Annotated in this window: 9 protein-coding genes; 7 read left to right on the top strand and 2 right to left on the bottom strand. The window is 72.4% G+C overall.

Annotation, left to right across the window (positions count from 1 at the left end; genetic code table 11):
* Positions 1–30: 30 nt before the first annotated feature.
* Complete coding sequence (locus OOK34_RS02840) at positions 31–1209, bottom strand: serine protease (RefSeq protein ID WP_267032282.1); 1179 nt, start codon at positions 1207–1209, stop codon at positions 31–33.
* A gap of 440 nt (positions 1210–1649) precedes the next feature.
* Between OOK34_RS02840 and OOK34_RS02835 the strand changes: the two genes are divergently transcribed.
* The 5 genes from OOK34_RS02835 to OOK34_RS02815 all read left to right on the top strand — a co-directional run bounded on the left by OOK34_RS02835 (position 1650) and on the right by OOK34_RS02815 (position 10420).
* Entirely contained in the window at positions 1650–2927 is a 1278-nt protein-coding gene (locus tag OOK34_RS02835) for a diaminobutyrate--2-oxoglutarate transaminase family protein (RefSeq protein ID WP_267036600.1), read from the top strand.
* A gap of 729 nt (positions 2928–3656) precedes the next feature.
* Positions 3657–5648 (top strand): IucA/IucC family siderophore biosynthesis protein, encoded by a 1992-nt coding sequence (locus tag OOK34_RS02830; protein WP_267036599.1) that lies wholly within the window; start codon positions 3657–3659, stop codon positions 5646–5648.
* A gap of 31 nt (positions 5649–5679) precedes the next feature.
* The gene (locus OOK34_RS02825; RefSeq protein WP_267032281.1) at positions 5680–6354 is read left to right on the top strand and encodes a GNAT family N-acetyltransferase; all 675 of its coding nucleotides are present in this window, start codon (positions 5680–5682) and stop codon (positions 6352–6354) included.
* Positions 6355–6528: 174 nt separating this feature from the next.
* Positions 6529–8397 (top strand): IucA/IucC family siderophore biosynthesis protein, encoded by a 1869-nt coding sequence (locus OOK34_RS02820; protein ID WP_267032280.1) that lies wholly within the window; start codon positions 6529–6531, stop codon positions 8395–8397.
* Positions 8398–8449: 52 nt separating this feature from the next.
* Positions 8450–10420 (top strand): ATP-dependent DNA helicase, encoded by a 1971-nt coding sequence (locus OOK34_RS02815; protein ID WP_267032279.1) that lies wholly within the window; start codon positions 8450–8452, stop codon positions 10418–10420.
* Positions 10421–10529: 109 nt separating this feature from the next.
* Here OOK34_RS02815 and lexA read toward each other — a convergent pair whose 3' ends face one another.
* Complete coding sequence (gene lexA, locus OOK34_RS02810) at positions 10530–11321, bottom strand: transcriptional repressor LexA (RefSeq protein ID WP_267032278.1); 792 nt, start codon at positions 11319–11321, stop codon at positions 10530–10532.
* 544 nt (positions 11322–11865) lie between these two features.
* Here lexA and nrdR point away from each other — a divergent pair.
* Positions 11866–12381, top strand: coding sequence for a transcriptional regulator NrdR (gene nrdR, locus OOK34_RS02805; protein ID WP_267032277.1), 516 nt, complete (start codon positions 11866–11868; stop codon positions 12379–12381).
* A 132-nt stretch (positions 12382–12513) separates the two neighbouring features.
* Complete coding sequence (locus OOK34_RS02800; protein ID WP_267032276.1) at positions 12514–15408, top strand: vitamin B12-dependent ribonucleotide reductase; 2895 nt, start codon at positions 12514–12516, stop codon at positions 15406–15408.
* Positions 15409–15450 lie beyond the last annotated feature (42 nt).

Genomic DNA, 15450 nt, shown 5'->3' with positions numbered 1-15450 from the left:
CTACGGGCCCGCTTGGCTGCTTCTGCTCGCCTACTTGAACTTGGCGCTCACCGCGTCGTAGATGCCCTTGGCCTCCGGACCCAGCCTCGGTCCCGCCAGCCAACCCGCCCTCGCAGGGCCGATCGACGTGTTCGACACCAGCGCCGGCTTGCCGTCGCCACCCGCCGCGACCCAGCCGCCACCGGAGGAACCGCCGGTCATCGTGCAGCCGATGCGGTACATCACCGGGTCCGCCTGGCGCAGCGCCAGCCGGCCCGGCTTGTCCGTGCACTGGAACGCCTTCTGGCCGTCGAACGGAGCCGCCGCCGGGTAACCCGTCGCCGTGATGCTCGCGACCTTAGGCACCGCCGGGGCGCTGAACTCCACCGGGAGCGCCGTACCGACCGTCTCCTCCAGCGACTTGCCGCCGCCCTTCTCCGGGGTCACGTGCAGCACCGCGAAGTCGTACGGGGCACCCGAGCCGCCCGTGGGACCGCCCGTCGCGATCCACTGGTCCGAGGTCTGCGCCCAGTCGCTCCACCAGACGCCGTACGGGGCGACCTGCTCGCGCGGCGCGCCCTTGAGCGCCGCCGCCGGCTTGCCCGCGTTGTTGTAGGACGGGACGAAGGCGATGTTGCGGTACCAGCCGCCGGCCTTGCCCGCGTGCACGCAATGGCCCGCCGTCCAGACCATGTTGGACTTGCCCGGGTGCGCGGGATCCTTCACCACGGTCGCCGAGCAGACCATCGAGCCCTCGGGCCCGTCGAAGAAGACCTTGCCGGACGCCGGAACGCTCGAGTGGTACGGCGAAGCCGCCGGCGCGGCCGCCACGGGGGCCGGGGTCGGGTCGGTGACGCCCTGGTCCTTGCCGGCGTCCGGGTCGACGGCCGGGCGCTGCGGCTGCTCCGCGTCACGCATCCGGTCCGGGTCCCACAGGCCGTCGATGATCGGGTTGACGTAGTCGCCCGCCTCGCGGAGCCAGTCTTCCTTCTTCCAGTTCTTCCACGCGCCCCCCTTCCACTTCTCCAGGTCGAAGCCGTGCTGCTTGAGCTTGTCCTTGAGCTCGTCCGGGATCTGGATCCCGTCCGCCGCGCCGGACGGCAGGCTCGCAGCCACGGTCGGCTTGGCGTCGGCGCCGCCGGCCTCACCGTCGCCGGGGCCGCAGGCCGCGGCCGTCAGCGCGAGCGCGGCCGCGCTGAGGATCGCGGTGACCGGTCGGTTCGGTCGCATGTCGTAAGTCCCCCTGGGGGTTCGAGGTGTTGAGACGGAGTCGATCGGGGTGGATCGCAGCACCCCACTATGCCGCCGGTGCTTAGGACGGTGTGCCCCGGGTCGGTGGTTCCTGCCGGACGCTTCCTGCCGGACGTTTGCTGCCGGACGTTTCCGGTCGGACGCAAGGATCTTCGGGTGACCCGTGATCCGCCGCCGTCACCGTCGTTGGTACGTACGGGGGATGGGGCAGCAGCGTTCGTGTTCGAGGCGCAATCCGGAAGGGCAACCGTGCGGGAGGACCGACAGTCGTGGCCTTGACCGAGCCGACCGCAGCCGCGGCACAGATCCCACCGCAGACCTCGCCCCAGGCGACACCCCAGGTCCCGGAGAACACCCCGCCACAGGTTCCGCCGCACGTTCCGCCGCAGGGCGGCCGGGGGGCCGCCTCGGCCGACGGCATCCTGCGCCGGCAGGCGCTGCGGGAGTCCGCCGCCCGGACCTACGCCCGCTCGCTGCCCATCGTCCCGGTGCGCGCCCGGGGGCTGACGATCGAGGGCGCCGACGGGCGGCGCTACCTCGACTGCCTCTCCGGCGCGGGCACCCTCGCCCTCGGGCACAACCACCCCGTCGTCCTCGAAGCCATCCGCAAGGTCCTCGACTCCGGGGCTCCCCTGCACGTCCTCGACCTGGCCACCCCGGTCAAGGACGCGTTCACCACCGAGCTCTTCGCGAACCTGCCGGCCGGGCTGGCCGCCGACGCCCGTATCCAGTTCTGCGGCCCCGCCGGGACCGACGCCGTCGAGGCCGCGCTGAAACTGGTCCGCGCCGCCACCGGCCGCGCCGGGCTGCTCACCTTCACCGGGGCGTACCACGGCATGACGGCCGGGGCCCTGGAGGCCTCGGGCGGCGCCACCGACGTACGGGTGACCCGGCTGCCCTACCCGCAGGACCACCGCTGCCCGTTCGGGGTCGGCGGCGCCGAGGGCGCACGGCTCGGCGTCCGCTGGACCGAGAGCCTGCTCGACGACCCCAAGGGCGGGGTGCCCGCGCCCGCCGCCATGATCGTCGAGCCGGTGCAGGGCGAGGGCGGGGTCCACCCGGCCCCCGACGCCTGGCTGCGCCGGATGCGGGAGATCACCGAGGCCCGGGGCATCCCGCTCATCGCGGACGAGGTGCAGACCGGCGTGGGCCGCACGGGTGCCTTCTGGGGCGTCGACCACGCGGGGGTGGTCCCCGACGTGATGGTCCTGTCCAAGGCCATCGGCGGCAGCCTGCCGCTCGCCGTGATCGTCTACCGGGCCGAGCTGGACGTCTGGGCCCCCGGCGCCCACGCCGGCACCTTCCGCGGCAACCAGCTGGCCATGGCGGCGGGCACCGCCACCCTGGCCCACGTCCGCCGCAACGGCCTCGCCGAGCGTGCGGCGGTCCTGGGCGAGCGGATGCTGGCCGCCCTGCGGGGACTGGCGGCGGACCAGCCCTGCATCGGAGACGTCCGGGGCCGCGGCCTGATGATCGGCATCGAACTCGTCGACCCCGACACCGGCGCCGCCGCCCCCGCCCTGGCCGCCGACGTCCGCCAGGAGTGCCTGGACCGCGGCCTGATCGTCGAACTCGGAGGCCGCCACTCCAGCGTCGTCCGCCTGCTGCCCCCGCTGACCCTCACCGACGAGCAGGCCGCAGCCGTCCTGGACCGGCTGGCCGACTCCATCCCCGCCGCCGCCCGCCGGCCCCACTGACCCGCACGCGAAGGACCCCCGATGCCCGACCCCTCCACCTCCCCCCACCCGACCCCGCCGCCCGCCCCGGGGTTCGCCGCCCCCACCACCCCGCCCGTCGGCTCCGCCGCCCCGGCGCCCGCCGCCACCGCTCCCGCAGCCGCCGCGCCCGCCGGCCCGGGGTTCGCCGCCCCGGCCACCCCCACGGCCGCCCCGCCCCTCGGCTCCGCCGCCCCGGCGCCCGCGACCCCCACCAGCCCGGCACCGGCCGCCCACCCGCCCGCCGGCACCACCCCCGCAGCCGCCCCGCCCGCCGGCTCGGCGTTCGCTGCCCCCGCCGGCCCGGCTCCCGCCGCCCACCCGCCCGCCGGGACCACCCCCGCGGTCGCCCCGCCCGCCGCCTCGGGGTTCGCCGTGCCCGCCGCCCCGGTGCCCGCCGCCCCCCTGGCCCCTGCCCCCACCCACCCGGCCGCCCCGCCCGCCGGCCTGGGGACCGATGCGCCGGTGGCGGCCTCCCCGCCCGCCCCGCCGGCTGCCCCGGCGCCGGCCGACCACCCGGCAGCCCCTCCGGCCCACCCCGCTGGCCCGGCCCACGAGGCAGCCACCCCCACCCCGGCTGGCCCGCCCGCCCCCGACGGCCCGCCCGCCCCCGACGGCCCGGCAGGCCCCGCCGCCGCGGCGTACCCCGCCGGCCCGGCCCATCCCGAGCCCCCGGCCCCCGCGCAGCGCCCGGCACCCGCAGCCGCGCAGGTGCCGCCGGAGCCGGGCCCGGGCGCAGGGGCCGGGCCGGGGGACACCGCGCAGCCCGAGCGGCCTCCGGTCGCCCCGGCGGCGGACCGGGAGCCGGGCGGCCCCGGGCGGCCCCAGGCCGGACCGGTACCCGCGCCCGCGCCCGGGCTCCCGGCAGGTCCGGCCTACGCCCCGGCGGGCACCGTGCCCCGGCAGAAGGACGGCACCCTCCGCCCCCGGGTGGGCGGCCCCGGACCGGCCGGCCCCGAACCGGCGGCGCTGCCCGACCTGCTGGACCACGCCGACCCGGCCACCGCCGCCGAGGCCGCGACGGTGGAGAACCTGCTGCGGTGCTGGGTCCGCGAGGGCGGCATCGGCCGCCCCGACGGGCCCGTCGGAACCCTGCTCCGCATCCCCCTCCCCGCATCCGGCGCCGCGCTGCTCGTCCCCGTCCGGTACTGGTCCCCGGCAGGCTGGCACCGCTTCGCACCGGCCCGCCTCGAAGGCGCCCCCGCCCCCGCCCCCGCCGTGGACGCCGTCACCCTCGCCGCCCTGATCGCCCGCGAGGGCGACGGCCGCAGCGGCACCGACCTCGTCGGCCGGGTCGCCGACTCGGTGCGCCGCACCGCCGAGTTCATCGCCGACCGGCGCCTGCGCCCCGCCGCGCCCGCCCCCGTCGCCGGGGACCGCTTCCTCACCGCCGAACAGTCACTCCTCCTCGGCCACCCCCTCCAGCCGGATCCCAAGAGCCGCGAAGGACTCTCCGAGACCGAAGTACGCCACTACTCACCCGAACTCCACGGCTCCTTCCCCCTGCACTGGATCGCGGTCGCGCCCGACGCCCTCGCCACCGACTCCGCCTGGACCGAACGAGGCCGCCCGGTCTCCGCCGCCCAGCTCCTCGCCCGGCTCGCCCCCGGACTCCCGCTGCCCGCCGGCACCACCGCCGTTCCCCTGCACCCCTGGCAGGCCCGCGACCTCCTCCAGCGCCCCGCCGTCACCGCCCTCCGCGACGCGGGACTCCTGACCGACCTGGGCCCGTACGGTGCCCCCTGGTACCCCACCTCCTCCGTCCGCACCGTCCACCGCCCGGGCGCCCCCGCGATGCTCAAGCTCTCCCTCGGCCTGCGCATCACCAACTCCCGCCGCGAGAACCTCCGCAAGGAACTCCACCGCGGTGTCGAGGTGCACCGGCTGCTCCGCACCGGCCTCGCCGAGCAGTGGCAGACCGCCCACCCCGGCTTCGACATCGTCCGCGACCCCGCCTGGGTCGCCGTCGACGCCCTGGACGGCACCCCCGTCCGGGGATTCGACGCCCTGCTGCGCCACAACCCCTTCCACTCCGACGACGACGCCGTCTGCGTCGCCGCACTGACCGCCCTGCGCCCGTGGCCCGGCCGGACCACGATGCGCTCCCGGCTCGCCGACACCCTTGCCCGGCTCGCCGTGACCACCGGGCGGCCCACCTCCGCCGTCGCCACCGAGTGGTTCCTGCGCTACCTCGACCTCGTCGTCCTGCCGGTCCTCGCCTTCGACGCGCTCGTCGGCATCGCCCTCGAAGCGCACCAGCAGAACACCCTGGTGCTCCTCGACCGGGCAGGCTGGCCCGTCGGCGGCCGCTTCCGCGACAACCAGGGCTACTACTTCCGCGAGTCCCGGCGCGCCGAACTGGAACAACGCCTCCCCGGTATCGGCGCCGCCAGCGACACCTTCGTCCAGGACGCCGTCACCGACGAACGCTTCGCCTACTACCTCGGCATCAACAACGTGATCGGCCTCATCGGAGCCTTCGGATCCCAACGGCTCGCCGACGAGCGCGTGCTCCTCGCCGCCTTCCGCCGCTTCCTCGGGAAGGCCGCGGGCCTCGGCCCGGTCCCCGCGCAGCTGCTCGACTCACCCACCCTCCGCTGCAAGGCGAACCTGCTCACCCGCCTGGGCGGCCTCGACGAGCTCGTGGGCCCCGTCGACACCCAGTCCGTCTACGTCACCATCGCCAACCCCCTTCACGACTGACGCGCTCCCACCGACACCGAGAAGAGCCCCGATGCCCCCCACGGAAACGACCGCAAGCTCCGGCACCGGCCCTGCCTCCCAGGAAGCCACCGCACGCCGCTTCACCGCCGGGGTACTGCCGCTGCTCGCCGAGGCGGACCTCCTCGACTCACCCGCGGGCTGGGGTGCGGCCGCCACACCGGCGGGGGCCTTCCGCCTCGAACCCGTACGGCCGGGCCGGGACCTGGAACTGCTCACGGGCTGGATGAACGACCCCGAGGTGGCCGCCTACTGGGAACTGGACGGCTCCGCCGCCGTCACCGCCGCCCACCTGCGGACACAACTCGACAGCGACGGCCGCAGCATTCCCTGCCTCGGCCTGCTCGACGGCAGCCCCATGAGCTACTGGGAGATCTACCGGGCCGATCTCGACCCGGTCTCCGGTCACTACCCGGCGCGCTCCCACGACACGGGTATCCACCTGCTCATCGGAGACGGCACGAACCGCGGCCGGGGCCTGGGCGGCACACTGCTGCGCACCGTCGCCGAGCTCGTCTTCGACAACCGCCCCCGATGCACACGCGTCATCGCGGAACCGGACATTCGCAACACCCCCTCCGTATCGGCCTTCATGAACGCCGGTTTCCGCTATTCCGCGGAAATCGACCTCCCCGAGAAGCGAGCCGTCCTGATGATCCGTGAGCGGGCGCTGCGCAATCTGCTCTGATCGCCGCGCCGATCGGCCAGGCTCAATTCCCGATTCCCGGTTCGAATCTCTCGGTTCACCACTTTCGGTTCACCACTGTCGGTTCAAGACTCTTGGTTCAAGACTCTCTGTTCACCGCTCTCATCTTGAAAACTCCGCGTCGCGCAGCAAGGTTCCCGACATTCGAGGAGTCCCGTGCCCAATTTCCCCGCAGCCCCCGACGCCGCCGAGCCCGCCCTTCCCCCGTCGCCCCAGCACCCCTGCACGCCCCCCGAACTCAACGGTCCGACCTGGGACTTCGCGGCACGCCGGTTACTGGCCAAGATGCTCGGCGAGTTCACGTACGAGGAGATCATCAGCCCCGTCCCCGTCCCCGTCCCCGCTCCCGCGGCCGCCGGCGACGCCTGGACCCTGACCCTCGACGACGGCAGCAGCCTGGGCTTCCGCGCCCGCCGCCGCGCCTACGGAAGCTGGCACGTCACGCCGGACACCATCACGCTCACCCCGCCGGCCCCGTCCGCGGAGCCCCCGATCGCGTTCGGGGACCCGTACGGCTTCCTCGTCCGGGCCCGCACCCTCCTGGGGCTCGACGGCCCCACCCTCGGCCACCTGGTCCGCGAGCTCAGCTCCACCCTCGCCGCCGACACCCGCATCGACCACCACGCGCTCACCGCCGATGTCCTCGCCGACCTGGACTACGCGGCGCTCGAAGGCCACCAGACGGGCCACCCCTGGCTCGTCCTCAACAAGGGCCGCGTCGGATGGTCGGCCGCGGACGCCGCCGCCTGGGCCCCCGAGGCCCGCACCCGGCAGCGGCTGCCGTGGCTCGCCGCCCACGCCTCGCTGGCCGAGTACCGCGGCACGGCCGGCCTCGAGGACCCCGCGCGCCTCTACGCGGGCGAACTCGACCCCGTCACCCGGGCCGCCTTCGACCAGACCCTGCGCGACCGGGGCCTCGACCCGCTCCGCTACCTCTACCTCCCGGTCCACCCCTGGCAGTGGGACGAGATCGTCCTCCCCCTCTTCGCCCCCGCCCTCGCCTCCGGCGCCCTGGTGCCGCTCCCCGCCGACCCCGACGCCAGGCTCCCGCAGCAGTCGATCCGCACCTTCCTCAACCTCACCCGGCCCGAGCGGCACACCGTCAAACTCCCGCTCTCCGTCTTCAACACCATGGTCTGGCGAGGCCTGCCCAGCGACCTCACGCTCGCCGCGCCCGCCGTCACCGCCTGGATCCACTCGCTCCGCGACGCCGACCCCTTCCTGCGCGACGAATGCCAGGTGATCCTGCTCGGCGAGGTCGCCTCCGTCACCGTCCGCCACCCCGTGTACGACCAGCTCCCCGAGGTCCCCTACCAGTACAAGGAACTCCTCGGAGCGATCTGGCGCGAGCCGCTGACCGGCCGGCTCGCCCCCGGCGAACGCGCCCGCACCCTCGCCTCGCTCCTGCACGTCGACCCGCGCGGCCGCTCGTTCACCGCCGAGCTGGTCGCCCGCTCCGGCCTCGAGCCCGAGGTCTGGCTGCGCCGGCTCTTCGCCGCCCTGCTGCCCCCGCTGCTGCACTTCCTCTACCGCTACGGCACCGTGTTCTCCCCGCACGGCGAGAACACCATCGTGATCTTCGACGAGCACGACGTCCCCGTCCGCCTCGCGGTCAAGGACTTCGTCGACGACATCAACATCAGCCGCCTGCCACTGCCGGAGCACGCGTCCATGCCCGGCGAGGTCCGGGCGGCGCTGCTCACGGAGCCGCCCGGCTTCCTCACCCAGTTCATCCATTCCGGACTGTTCGTCGGCGTCTTCCGCTACCTCTCCGCCGTGTGCGAGGACCGGCTCGGCGTCCCCGAGGGCCGCTTCTGGTCCCTCGCACGGACGGAGATCCTCCGCCACCAGGCCCGCTTCCCCGAGCTCAAGGACCGCTACCAGCTCTTCGACCTGCTGACGGAACGGATCGACCGGCTCTGCCTCAACCGCAACCGGCTCCACGAGGACGGCTACCGCGACCGCCCGGACCGCCCGCACGCCGTCGTTCACGGCACCGTGCCCAACCCCCTGCACCGCCCCTGAAGGGTGATCGATGCGGTCGCTGTCAGTGGAGCCCCGTAGGGTTGGCAGTGCTATGACGAAGCCCTCCCTCCCCGACCTGCTGCACGCCGCCGTCTCCGCCGTCGGCGGCACGGAGCGCCCCGGCCAGGTGGCCATGGCCGAAGCCGTCGCCGAAGCGATCGACGACAACTCCCACCGGCTGATCCAGGCCGGCACCGGCACCGGCAAGTCCCTCGGCTACCTGGTGCCCGCCCTCGCGCACGGCGAGCGGGTGGTCGTCGCCACGGCGACCCTGGCGCTCCAGCGCCAGCTCGTCGAGCGCGACCTGCCGCGTACGGTCGAGGCGCTGCATCCGCAGCTGCGCCGGCGGCCGCAGTTCGCCATGCTCAAGGGCCGGTCCAACTACCTGTGCCTGCACCGGCTGCACGAAGGGGTCCCGCAGGACGAGGAGGAGGGCCTCTTCGACCAGTTCGAGGCGGCCGCCCCCAGCAGCAAGCTCGGGCAGGACCTGCTGCGCCTGCGCGACTGGGCGGACGAGACCGAGACGGGCGACCGCGACGACCTCACCCCCGGCGTCTCCGACAAGGCCTGGGGCCAGATCTCGGTCTCCTCGCGGGAGTGCCTGGGCGCCACGAAGTGCGCGTACGGGGCCGAGTGCTTCGCGGAGGCGGCGCGCGAGCGGGCCAAGCTCGCCGACGTGGTCGTCACCAATCACGCGCTGCTCGCGATCGACGCCATCGAGGGTGCCCCGGTCCTGCCGCAGCACGAGGTGCTGATCGTGGACGAGGCCCACGAGCTGGTCTCCCGCGTCACCGGAGTCGCCACCGGCGAGCTCACCCCGGGCCAGGTCAACCGGGCCGTGAAGCGTGCCGCCAAGCTGGTCGACGAAAAGACGGCGGACTCCCTGCAGACCGCCTCCGAGTCCTTCGAGCGGGTGATGGAGCTGGCGCTCCCAGGCCGCCTGGAGGAGGTCCCCGAGGACCTCGGGTACGCGCTGATGGCCCTGCGCGACGCCGCGCGCAATGTGATCTCCGCGATCGGGTCCACCCGCGACAAGTCGGTCCACGACGAGGACGCCGTCCGCAAGCAGGCCCTGGCCGCCGTCGAGAACGTCCACGCGGTGGCGGAGCGGATCACGAACGGTTCCGAGTACGACGTCGTCTGGTACGAACGCCACGACCGCTTCGGCGCCACCCTGCGGGTCGCCCCGCTCTCGGTGTCCGGGCTGCTGCGCGAGAAGCTCTTCGAGGACCGCTCGGTGGTCCTCACCTCCGCCACCCTCAAGCTGGGCGGCGACTTCAACGGGGTCGCGGCCTCGCTCGGCCTCTCCCCGGAAGGGGTCGAGGGTGAGGGCGTCCCGGTCTGGCGGGGCCTGGATGTCGGGTCCCCGTTCGATTACCCCAAGCAGGGCATCCTCTACGTCGCCAAGCACCTGGCCACGCCGGGCCGGGAGGGCACCCGCGGCGACATGATGGACGAGCTGGCGGAGCTGATCGAGGCGGCGGGCGGCCGCACCCTCGGCCTCTTCTCCTCCATGCGCGGCGCCAAGGCCGCTGCCGAGGAGCTGCGTGGGCGGCTCGACAACCCAATCCTGCTCCAGGGCGAGGAGACGCTGGGCGAGCTGATCAAGGCCTTCGCGGCGGACCCGCGGACCTGCCTGTTCGGGACGCTCTCCCTGTGGCAGGGCGTGGACGTGCCCGGCCCCAGCTGTCAGCTCGTGATCATGGACAGGATCCCGTTCCCGCGCCCCGACGACCCGCTGATGAGCGCGCGGCAGAAGTCGGTCGAGGAGAACGGCGGCAACGGCTTCATGGCGGTGGCCGCCACCCACGCCGCCCTGCTGATGGCGCAGGGCGCGGGCCGGCTCGTACGGGCCTCCGGCGACCGGGGCGTCGTGGCCGTCCTGGACCCGCGCCTGGCCACGGCCCGGTACGGCAGCTTCCTGCGGGCCACGCTGCCCGACTTCTGGTACACCACGGACCGCAACCAGGTCCGCCGCTCGTTGGCCGCCATCGACGCGACCGCGAAGGCCGACGGCAAGTAGGGCAGCCATGTCGCCCGCCGCGCCATGTAGGGCGGCCACGTAGGGCATGCAACAGCTCCGGGACCGGCGCAGTGGGTCCCGGAGCTGGCTGAGGGGCGACGGGTCGGACTCAGACCCGGCGCAGTACGGCGACGACCTTGCCGAGGATGGTCGCCTCGTCGCCGGGGATCGGCTGGTAGGCGGCGTTGTGCGGGAGCAGCCACACGTGCCCGTCCTCCCGCTTGAAGCGCTTGACCGTGGCCTCGCCGTCGAGCATCGCGGCGACGATGTCGCCGTTCTCCGCGACGGGCTGACGGCGGACGGTGACCCAGTCGCCGTCACAGATCGCGGCCTCGATCATCGAGTCGCCGACGACCTTGAGGACGAACAGTTCGCCGTCGCCCACGAGCTGGCGGGGGAGCGGGAACACGTCCTCGACCGACTCCTCGGCCAGGATCGGGCCGCCGGCCGCGATCCGGCCGACCAGGGGAACGTAGGAGGCGGCGGGCTTGCCGGTGGTGTCGGTGGGCTGCGAGCTCGGCTGGTCCGAGCCGCGCACCTCGTAGGCGCGGGGCCGGTGCGGATCGCGCCGCAGGAAGCCCTTGCGCTCCAGAGCCATCAGCTGGTGTGCCACGGACGAGGTGCTGGAGAGGCCGACCGCCTGGCCGATCTCCCGCATCGACGGCGGGTAGCCGCGGCGCTGCACCGAGTCCCGGATGACCTCGATGACCCTCCGCTGCCGGTCCGTGAGCCCGGAACTGTCGGCGCGGATGCCTGGAGGTCGCCCTGGCAGGGACCGCGCGGGGCGCACGGCCTCCGCCTCCGGGTTCTGACTTGCGTCATTCATGGCATGCACCGGCTCGAGTCGGCTCTGGGAGCGGTTCTGGGCAGTGATGGTGGCACTGTCTGCGGTGGTGGTCACGTCGTCGGCCCCTCTCGAAATGTTCTCCCTAGCTGGACAACGGTAGTTGCTTTCGAAAGGTTGCGCCAAACACACGTTCGAGTGAAAAATCGAGGATCGCCCACCTGGGTTAGAGCGGTGGGTGTATGGGCGGCCGGGGTGAGCGACCGGTGTGGGTGACCGGTCCGACAGTCGGCCGGAAGGTGTCCGCCGACCGGTCCGGCCGAACGCGGGTTCGGCTCCGCGTCCGCTCCTTACGGTACCCTTCCCGGTTGGATCGCCAGTGTCCGGGCCGGGCCCGGCGCCGCGCCCAGTGTGGCACCGCGAGCCCCCGTATCCGGCCATCGGACACCGCGACACGCGGAGGGGCGTAAATCCGGCCCAACCCAAGATCTAGTGGTTGGATGAGCGCTGCCACCCAGAAGTTGTGGTCCTCGGTCTGCCGAGGCCCCCGGCATCGCATATGCTTGTGGCTGCTTCACGAGCCCCCGGCGGAGACTTGCTCTCCGTCGCTGAGGGGCTCCGTGGGGTGATTCAGTCGTGCCAAGAGGAGGGTGAGGGAACCATGCACTGCCCCTTCTGCAGGCACCCCGACAGCCGCGTCGTCGACAGCCGTACCACCGACGACGGCACGTCGATCCGCCGGCGCCGTCAGTGCCCCGACTGCTCCCGTCGCTTCACGACGGTGGAGACGGCCTCGCTGATGGTGATCAAGCGCAGCGGGGTCACCGAACCCTTCAGCCGTACCAAGGTCATCTCCGGCGTCCGCAAGGCATGCCAGGGACGGCCGGTCACCGAGGACGCCCTCGCCAAGCTCGGCCAGCGGGTCGAGGAGGCGGTGCGCGCCACCGGGAGCGCCGAGCTGACCACCCACGACGTGGGTCTGGCCATACTCGGCCCGTTGCAGGAGCTCGACCTCGTCGCGTACCTGCGGTTCGCATCCGTCTACAAAGCGTTCGACACCCTTGAAGACTTCGAGACCGCCATCGTGGAACTGCGCGAGCCGCGGCCTCACCCCCATGAGTGCGAGCCCGGAGGGACCCCCCCGGTCGTCCCCGTGCCCGCCTCCGCCGCCGACTGACCGTACGGGGCCGCAGTGCAGCGCGGTCCGGCCGGTCAGTAGGGCGAGATTCGTAGATACAAGACACACACAGTGCCGCGGAATAGCGATGGCACTTTAGGGCGTTTTTGCCCGCATATGGGAGGAAGCGGCATGACAGAGACGGCGAGCGGCTCGGCACGAGGTTCCCGCGCCAAGGGGACCAAGACTGCCAAGGGCGGCCTGCGTATCGAGCGCATCCACACCACCCCGGGCGTGCACCCGTACGACGAGGTGAGCTGGGAGCGCCGTGACGTCGTCATGACCAACTGGCGCGACGGTTCGGTCAACTTCGAGCAGCGTGGCGTCGAGTTCCCCGACTTCTGGTCGGTGAACGCGGTCAACATCGTCACCAGCAAGTACTTCCGCGGCGCGGTCGGCACTCCGCAGCGCGAGACCGGTCTGAAGCAGCTCATCGACCGGATCGTGAAGACGTACACGAAGGCCGGCGAGGACTACGACTACTTCGCGTCCCCCGCCGACGCGGAGATCTTCGAGCACGAGCTGACCTACGCGCTCCTGCACCAGATCTTCAGCTTCAACTCCCCGGTGTGGTTCAACGTCGGCACGCCCCAGCCGCAGCAGGTCTCCGCCTGCTTCATCCTCGCCGTCGACGACTCCATGGAGTCGATCCTCGACTGGTACAAGGAAGAGGGCATGATCTTCAAGGGCGGCTCCGGCGCCGGCCTGAACCTCTCCCGCATCCGCTCCTCCAAGGAGCTCCTCTCCTCCGGCGGCAACGCCTCCGGCCCGGTCTCCTTCATGCGCGGCGCCGACGCCTCCGCGGGAACGATCAAGTCGGGCGGCGCCACCCGCCGCGCGGCCAAGATGGTCGTCCTGGACGTGGACCACCCGGACGTCGAGGACTTCATCGCCACCAAGGTGAAGGAAGAGGAGAAGATCCGCGCCCTGCGCGACGCGGGCTTCGACATGGACCTGGGCGGCGACGACATCACGTCCGTCCAGTACCAGAACGCCAACAACTCCGTCCGTGTGAACGACGAGTTCATGACGGCCGTCGAGAACGGCACCGAGTTCGGCCTGCGTGCCCGCATGACCGGCGAGGTCATCGAGAAGGTCGACGCCAAGGCGCTCTTCCGCAAGCTCGCCGAGGCCGCGTGGGCCTGCGCCGACCCGGGCATCCAGTACGACGGTGTGATCAACAACTGGCACACCTGCCCCGAGTCCGGCCGCATCACCGCGTCCAACCCCTGCAGCGAGTACATGCACCTGGACAACACGTCCTGCAACCTCGCCTCGCTGAACCTGATGAAGTTCCTGAACGACGACGGCAAGGGCAACCAGTCCTTCGACGCCGAGCGTTTCGCCAAGGTCGTCGAGCTGGTCATCACCGCGATGGACATCTCCATCTGCTTCGCGGACTTCCCGACCCAGAAGATCGGCGAGAACACCCGCGCCTTCCGTCAGCTGGGCATCGGCTACGCCAACCTCGGCGCCCTGCTGATGGCGACCGGTCACGCCTACGACTCGGACGGCGGCCGCACCCTCGCCGCCTCGATCACCTCGCTGATGACCGGCACCGCGTACAAGCGCTCCGCCGAGCTGGCCGCCATCGTCGGCCCGTACGACGGCTACGCCCGCAACGCCGACTCGCACAAGCGCGTCATGAAGCAGCACTCCGACGCCAACGCCGTCGCGCCGCGCACCGAGGACCTGGACAACGCGATCTGGGCCGCGGCCACCGAGGCCTGGCAGGACGTCCTGCGCCTCGGCGAGAAGAACGGCTTCCGCAACGCCCAGGCCTCCGTCCTCGCGCCGACCGGCACCATCGGTCTCGCGATGTCCTGCGACACCACCGGTGTCGAGCCGGACCTGGCCCTGGTCAAGTTCAAGAAGCTCGTCGGCGGCGGCTCGATGCAGATCGTCAACGGCACCGTCCCGCAGGCCCTGCGCCGCATGGGCTACCTGGAAGAGCAGATCGAGGCGATCGTCGCCCACATCGCCGAGCACGGCGTTGTCGTCGACGCCCCGGGCCTGAAGCCCGAGCACTACTCGGTGTTCGACTGCGCCATGGGCGAGCGTTCCATCTCCGCGATGGGCCACGTCCGCATGATGGCCGCGATCCAGCCCTGGATCTCCGGTGCGATCTCGAAGACGGTCAACATGCCGGAGACGGCGACCGTCGAGGAGATCGAGGAGATCTACTTCGAGGCGTGGAAGCTCGGCGTCAAGGCGCTCGCGATCTACCGCGACAACTGCAAGGTCGGCCAGCCCCTCTCCGCCAAGAAGAAGGAAGAGGAGAAGGCCGAGGTCACCGAGAAGGCCGAGGAGACCATCCGCACGGCGGTCGAGAAGGTCATCGAGTACCGCCCGGTCCGCAAGCGCCTCCCCAAGGGCCGCCCGGGGATCACCACCTCCTTCACGGTCGGTGGCGCCGAGGGCTACATGACCGCGAACTCCTACCCGGACGACGGTCTGGGCGAGGTCTTCCTGAAGATGTCCAAGCAGGGTTCGACCCTCGCGGGCATGATGGACGCCTTCTCGATCGCCGTCTCGGTCGGTCTGCAGTACGGCGTTCCGCTCGAGACGTACGTCGCGAAGTTCACGAACATGCGCTTCGAGCCGGCCGGTATGACGGACGACCCCGACGTGCGGATGGCCCAGTCGATCGTCGACTACATCTTCCGTCGCGTGGCGCTCGACTTCCTGCCCTTCGAGACCCGCTCGGCCCTCGGCATCCACTCCGCCGAGGAGCGTCAGCGCCACCTCGACACCGGTTCCTACGAGCCGCTCGAGGAGGAGCTCGACACCGAGTCCCTCGCCCAGTCGGCGCCGCTCGCGTCGGTCCCGGCCGCTTCCGCCCCGAAGCCGGTCGAGATCGTCCCGGCCCCGGCCCCCAGGACGGCGCACAGCAACGCCGAACTGGTCGAGATGCAGCTCGGCGTCTCCGCCGACGCCCCGCTCTGCTTCTCCTGCGGTACGAAGATGCAGCGCGCCGGCTCCTGCTACATCTGCGAGGGCTGCGGCTCCACCAGCGGCTGCAGCTGACACCGGGCGTAGCCCGCACGTCGGGTAGCTGACCAGCAGCTC

The sequence above is a fragment of the Streptomyces sp. NBC_00091 genome (assembly GCF_026343185.1).
Taxonomy (GTDB): Bacteria; Actinomycetota; Actinomycetes; order Streptomycetales; family Streptomycetaceae; genus Streptomyces.
This window is presented reverse-complemented; position numbering and strand designations above follow the sequence as displayed.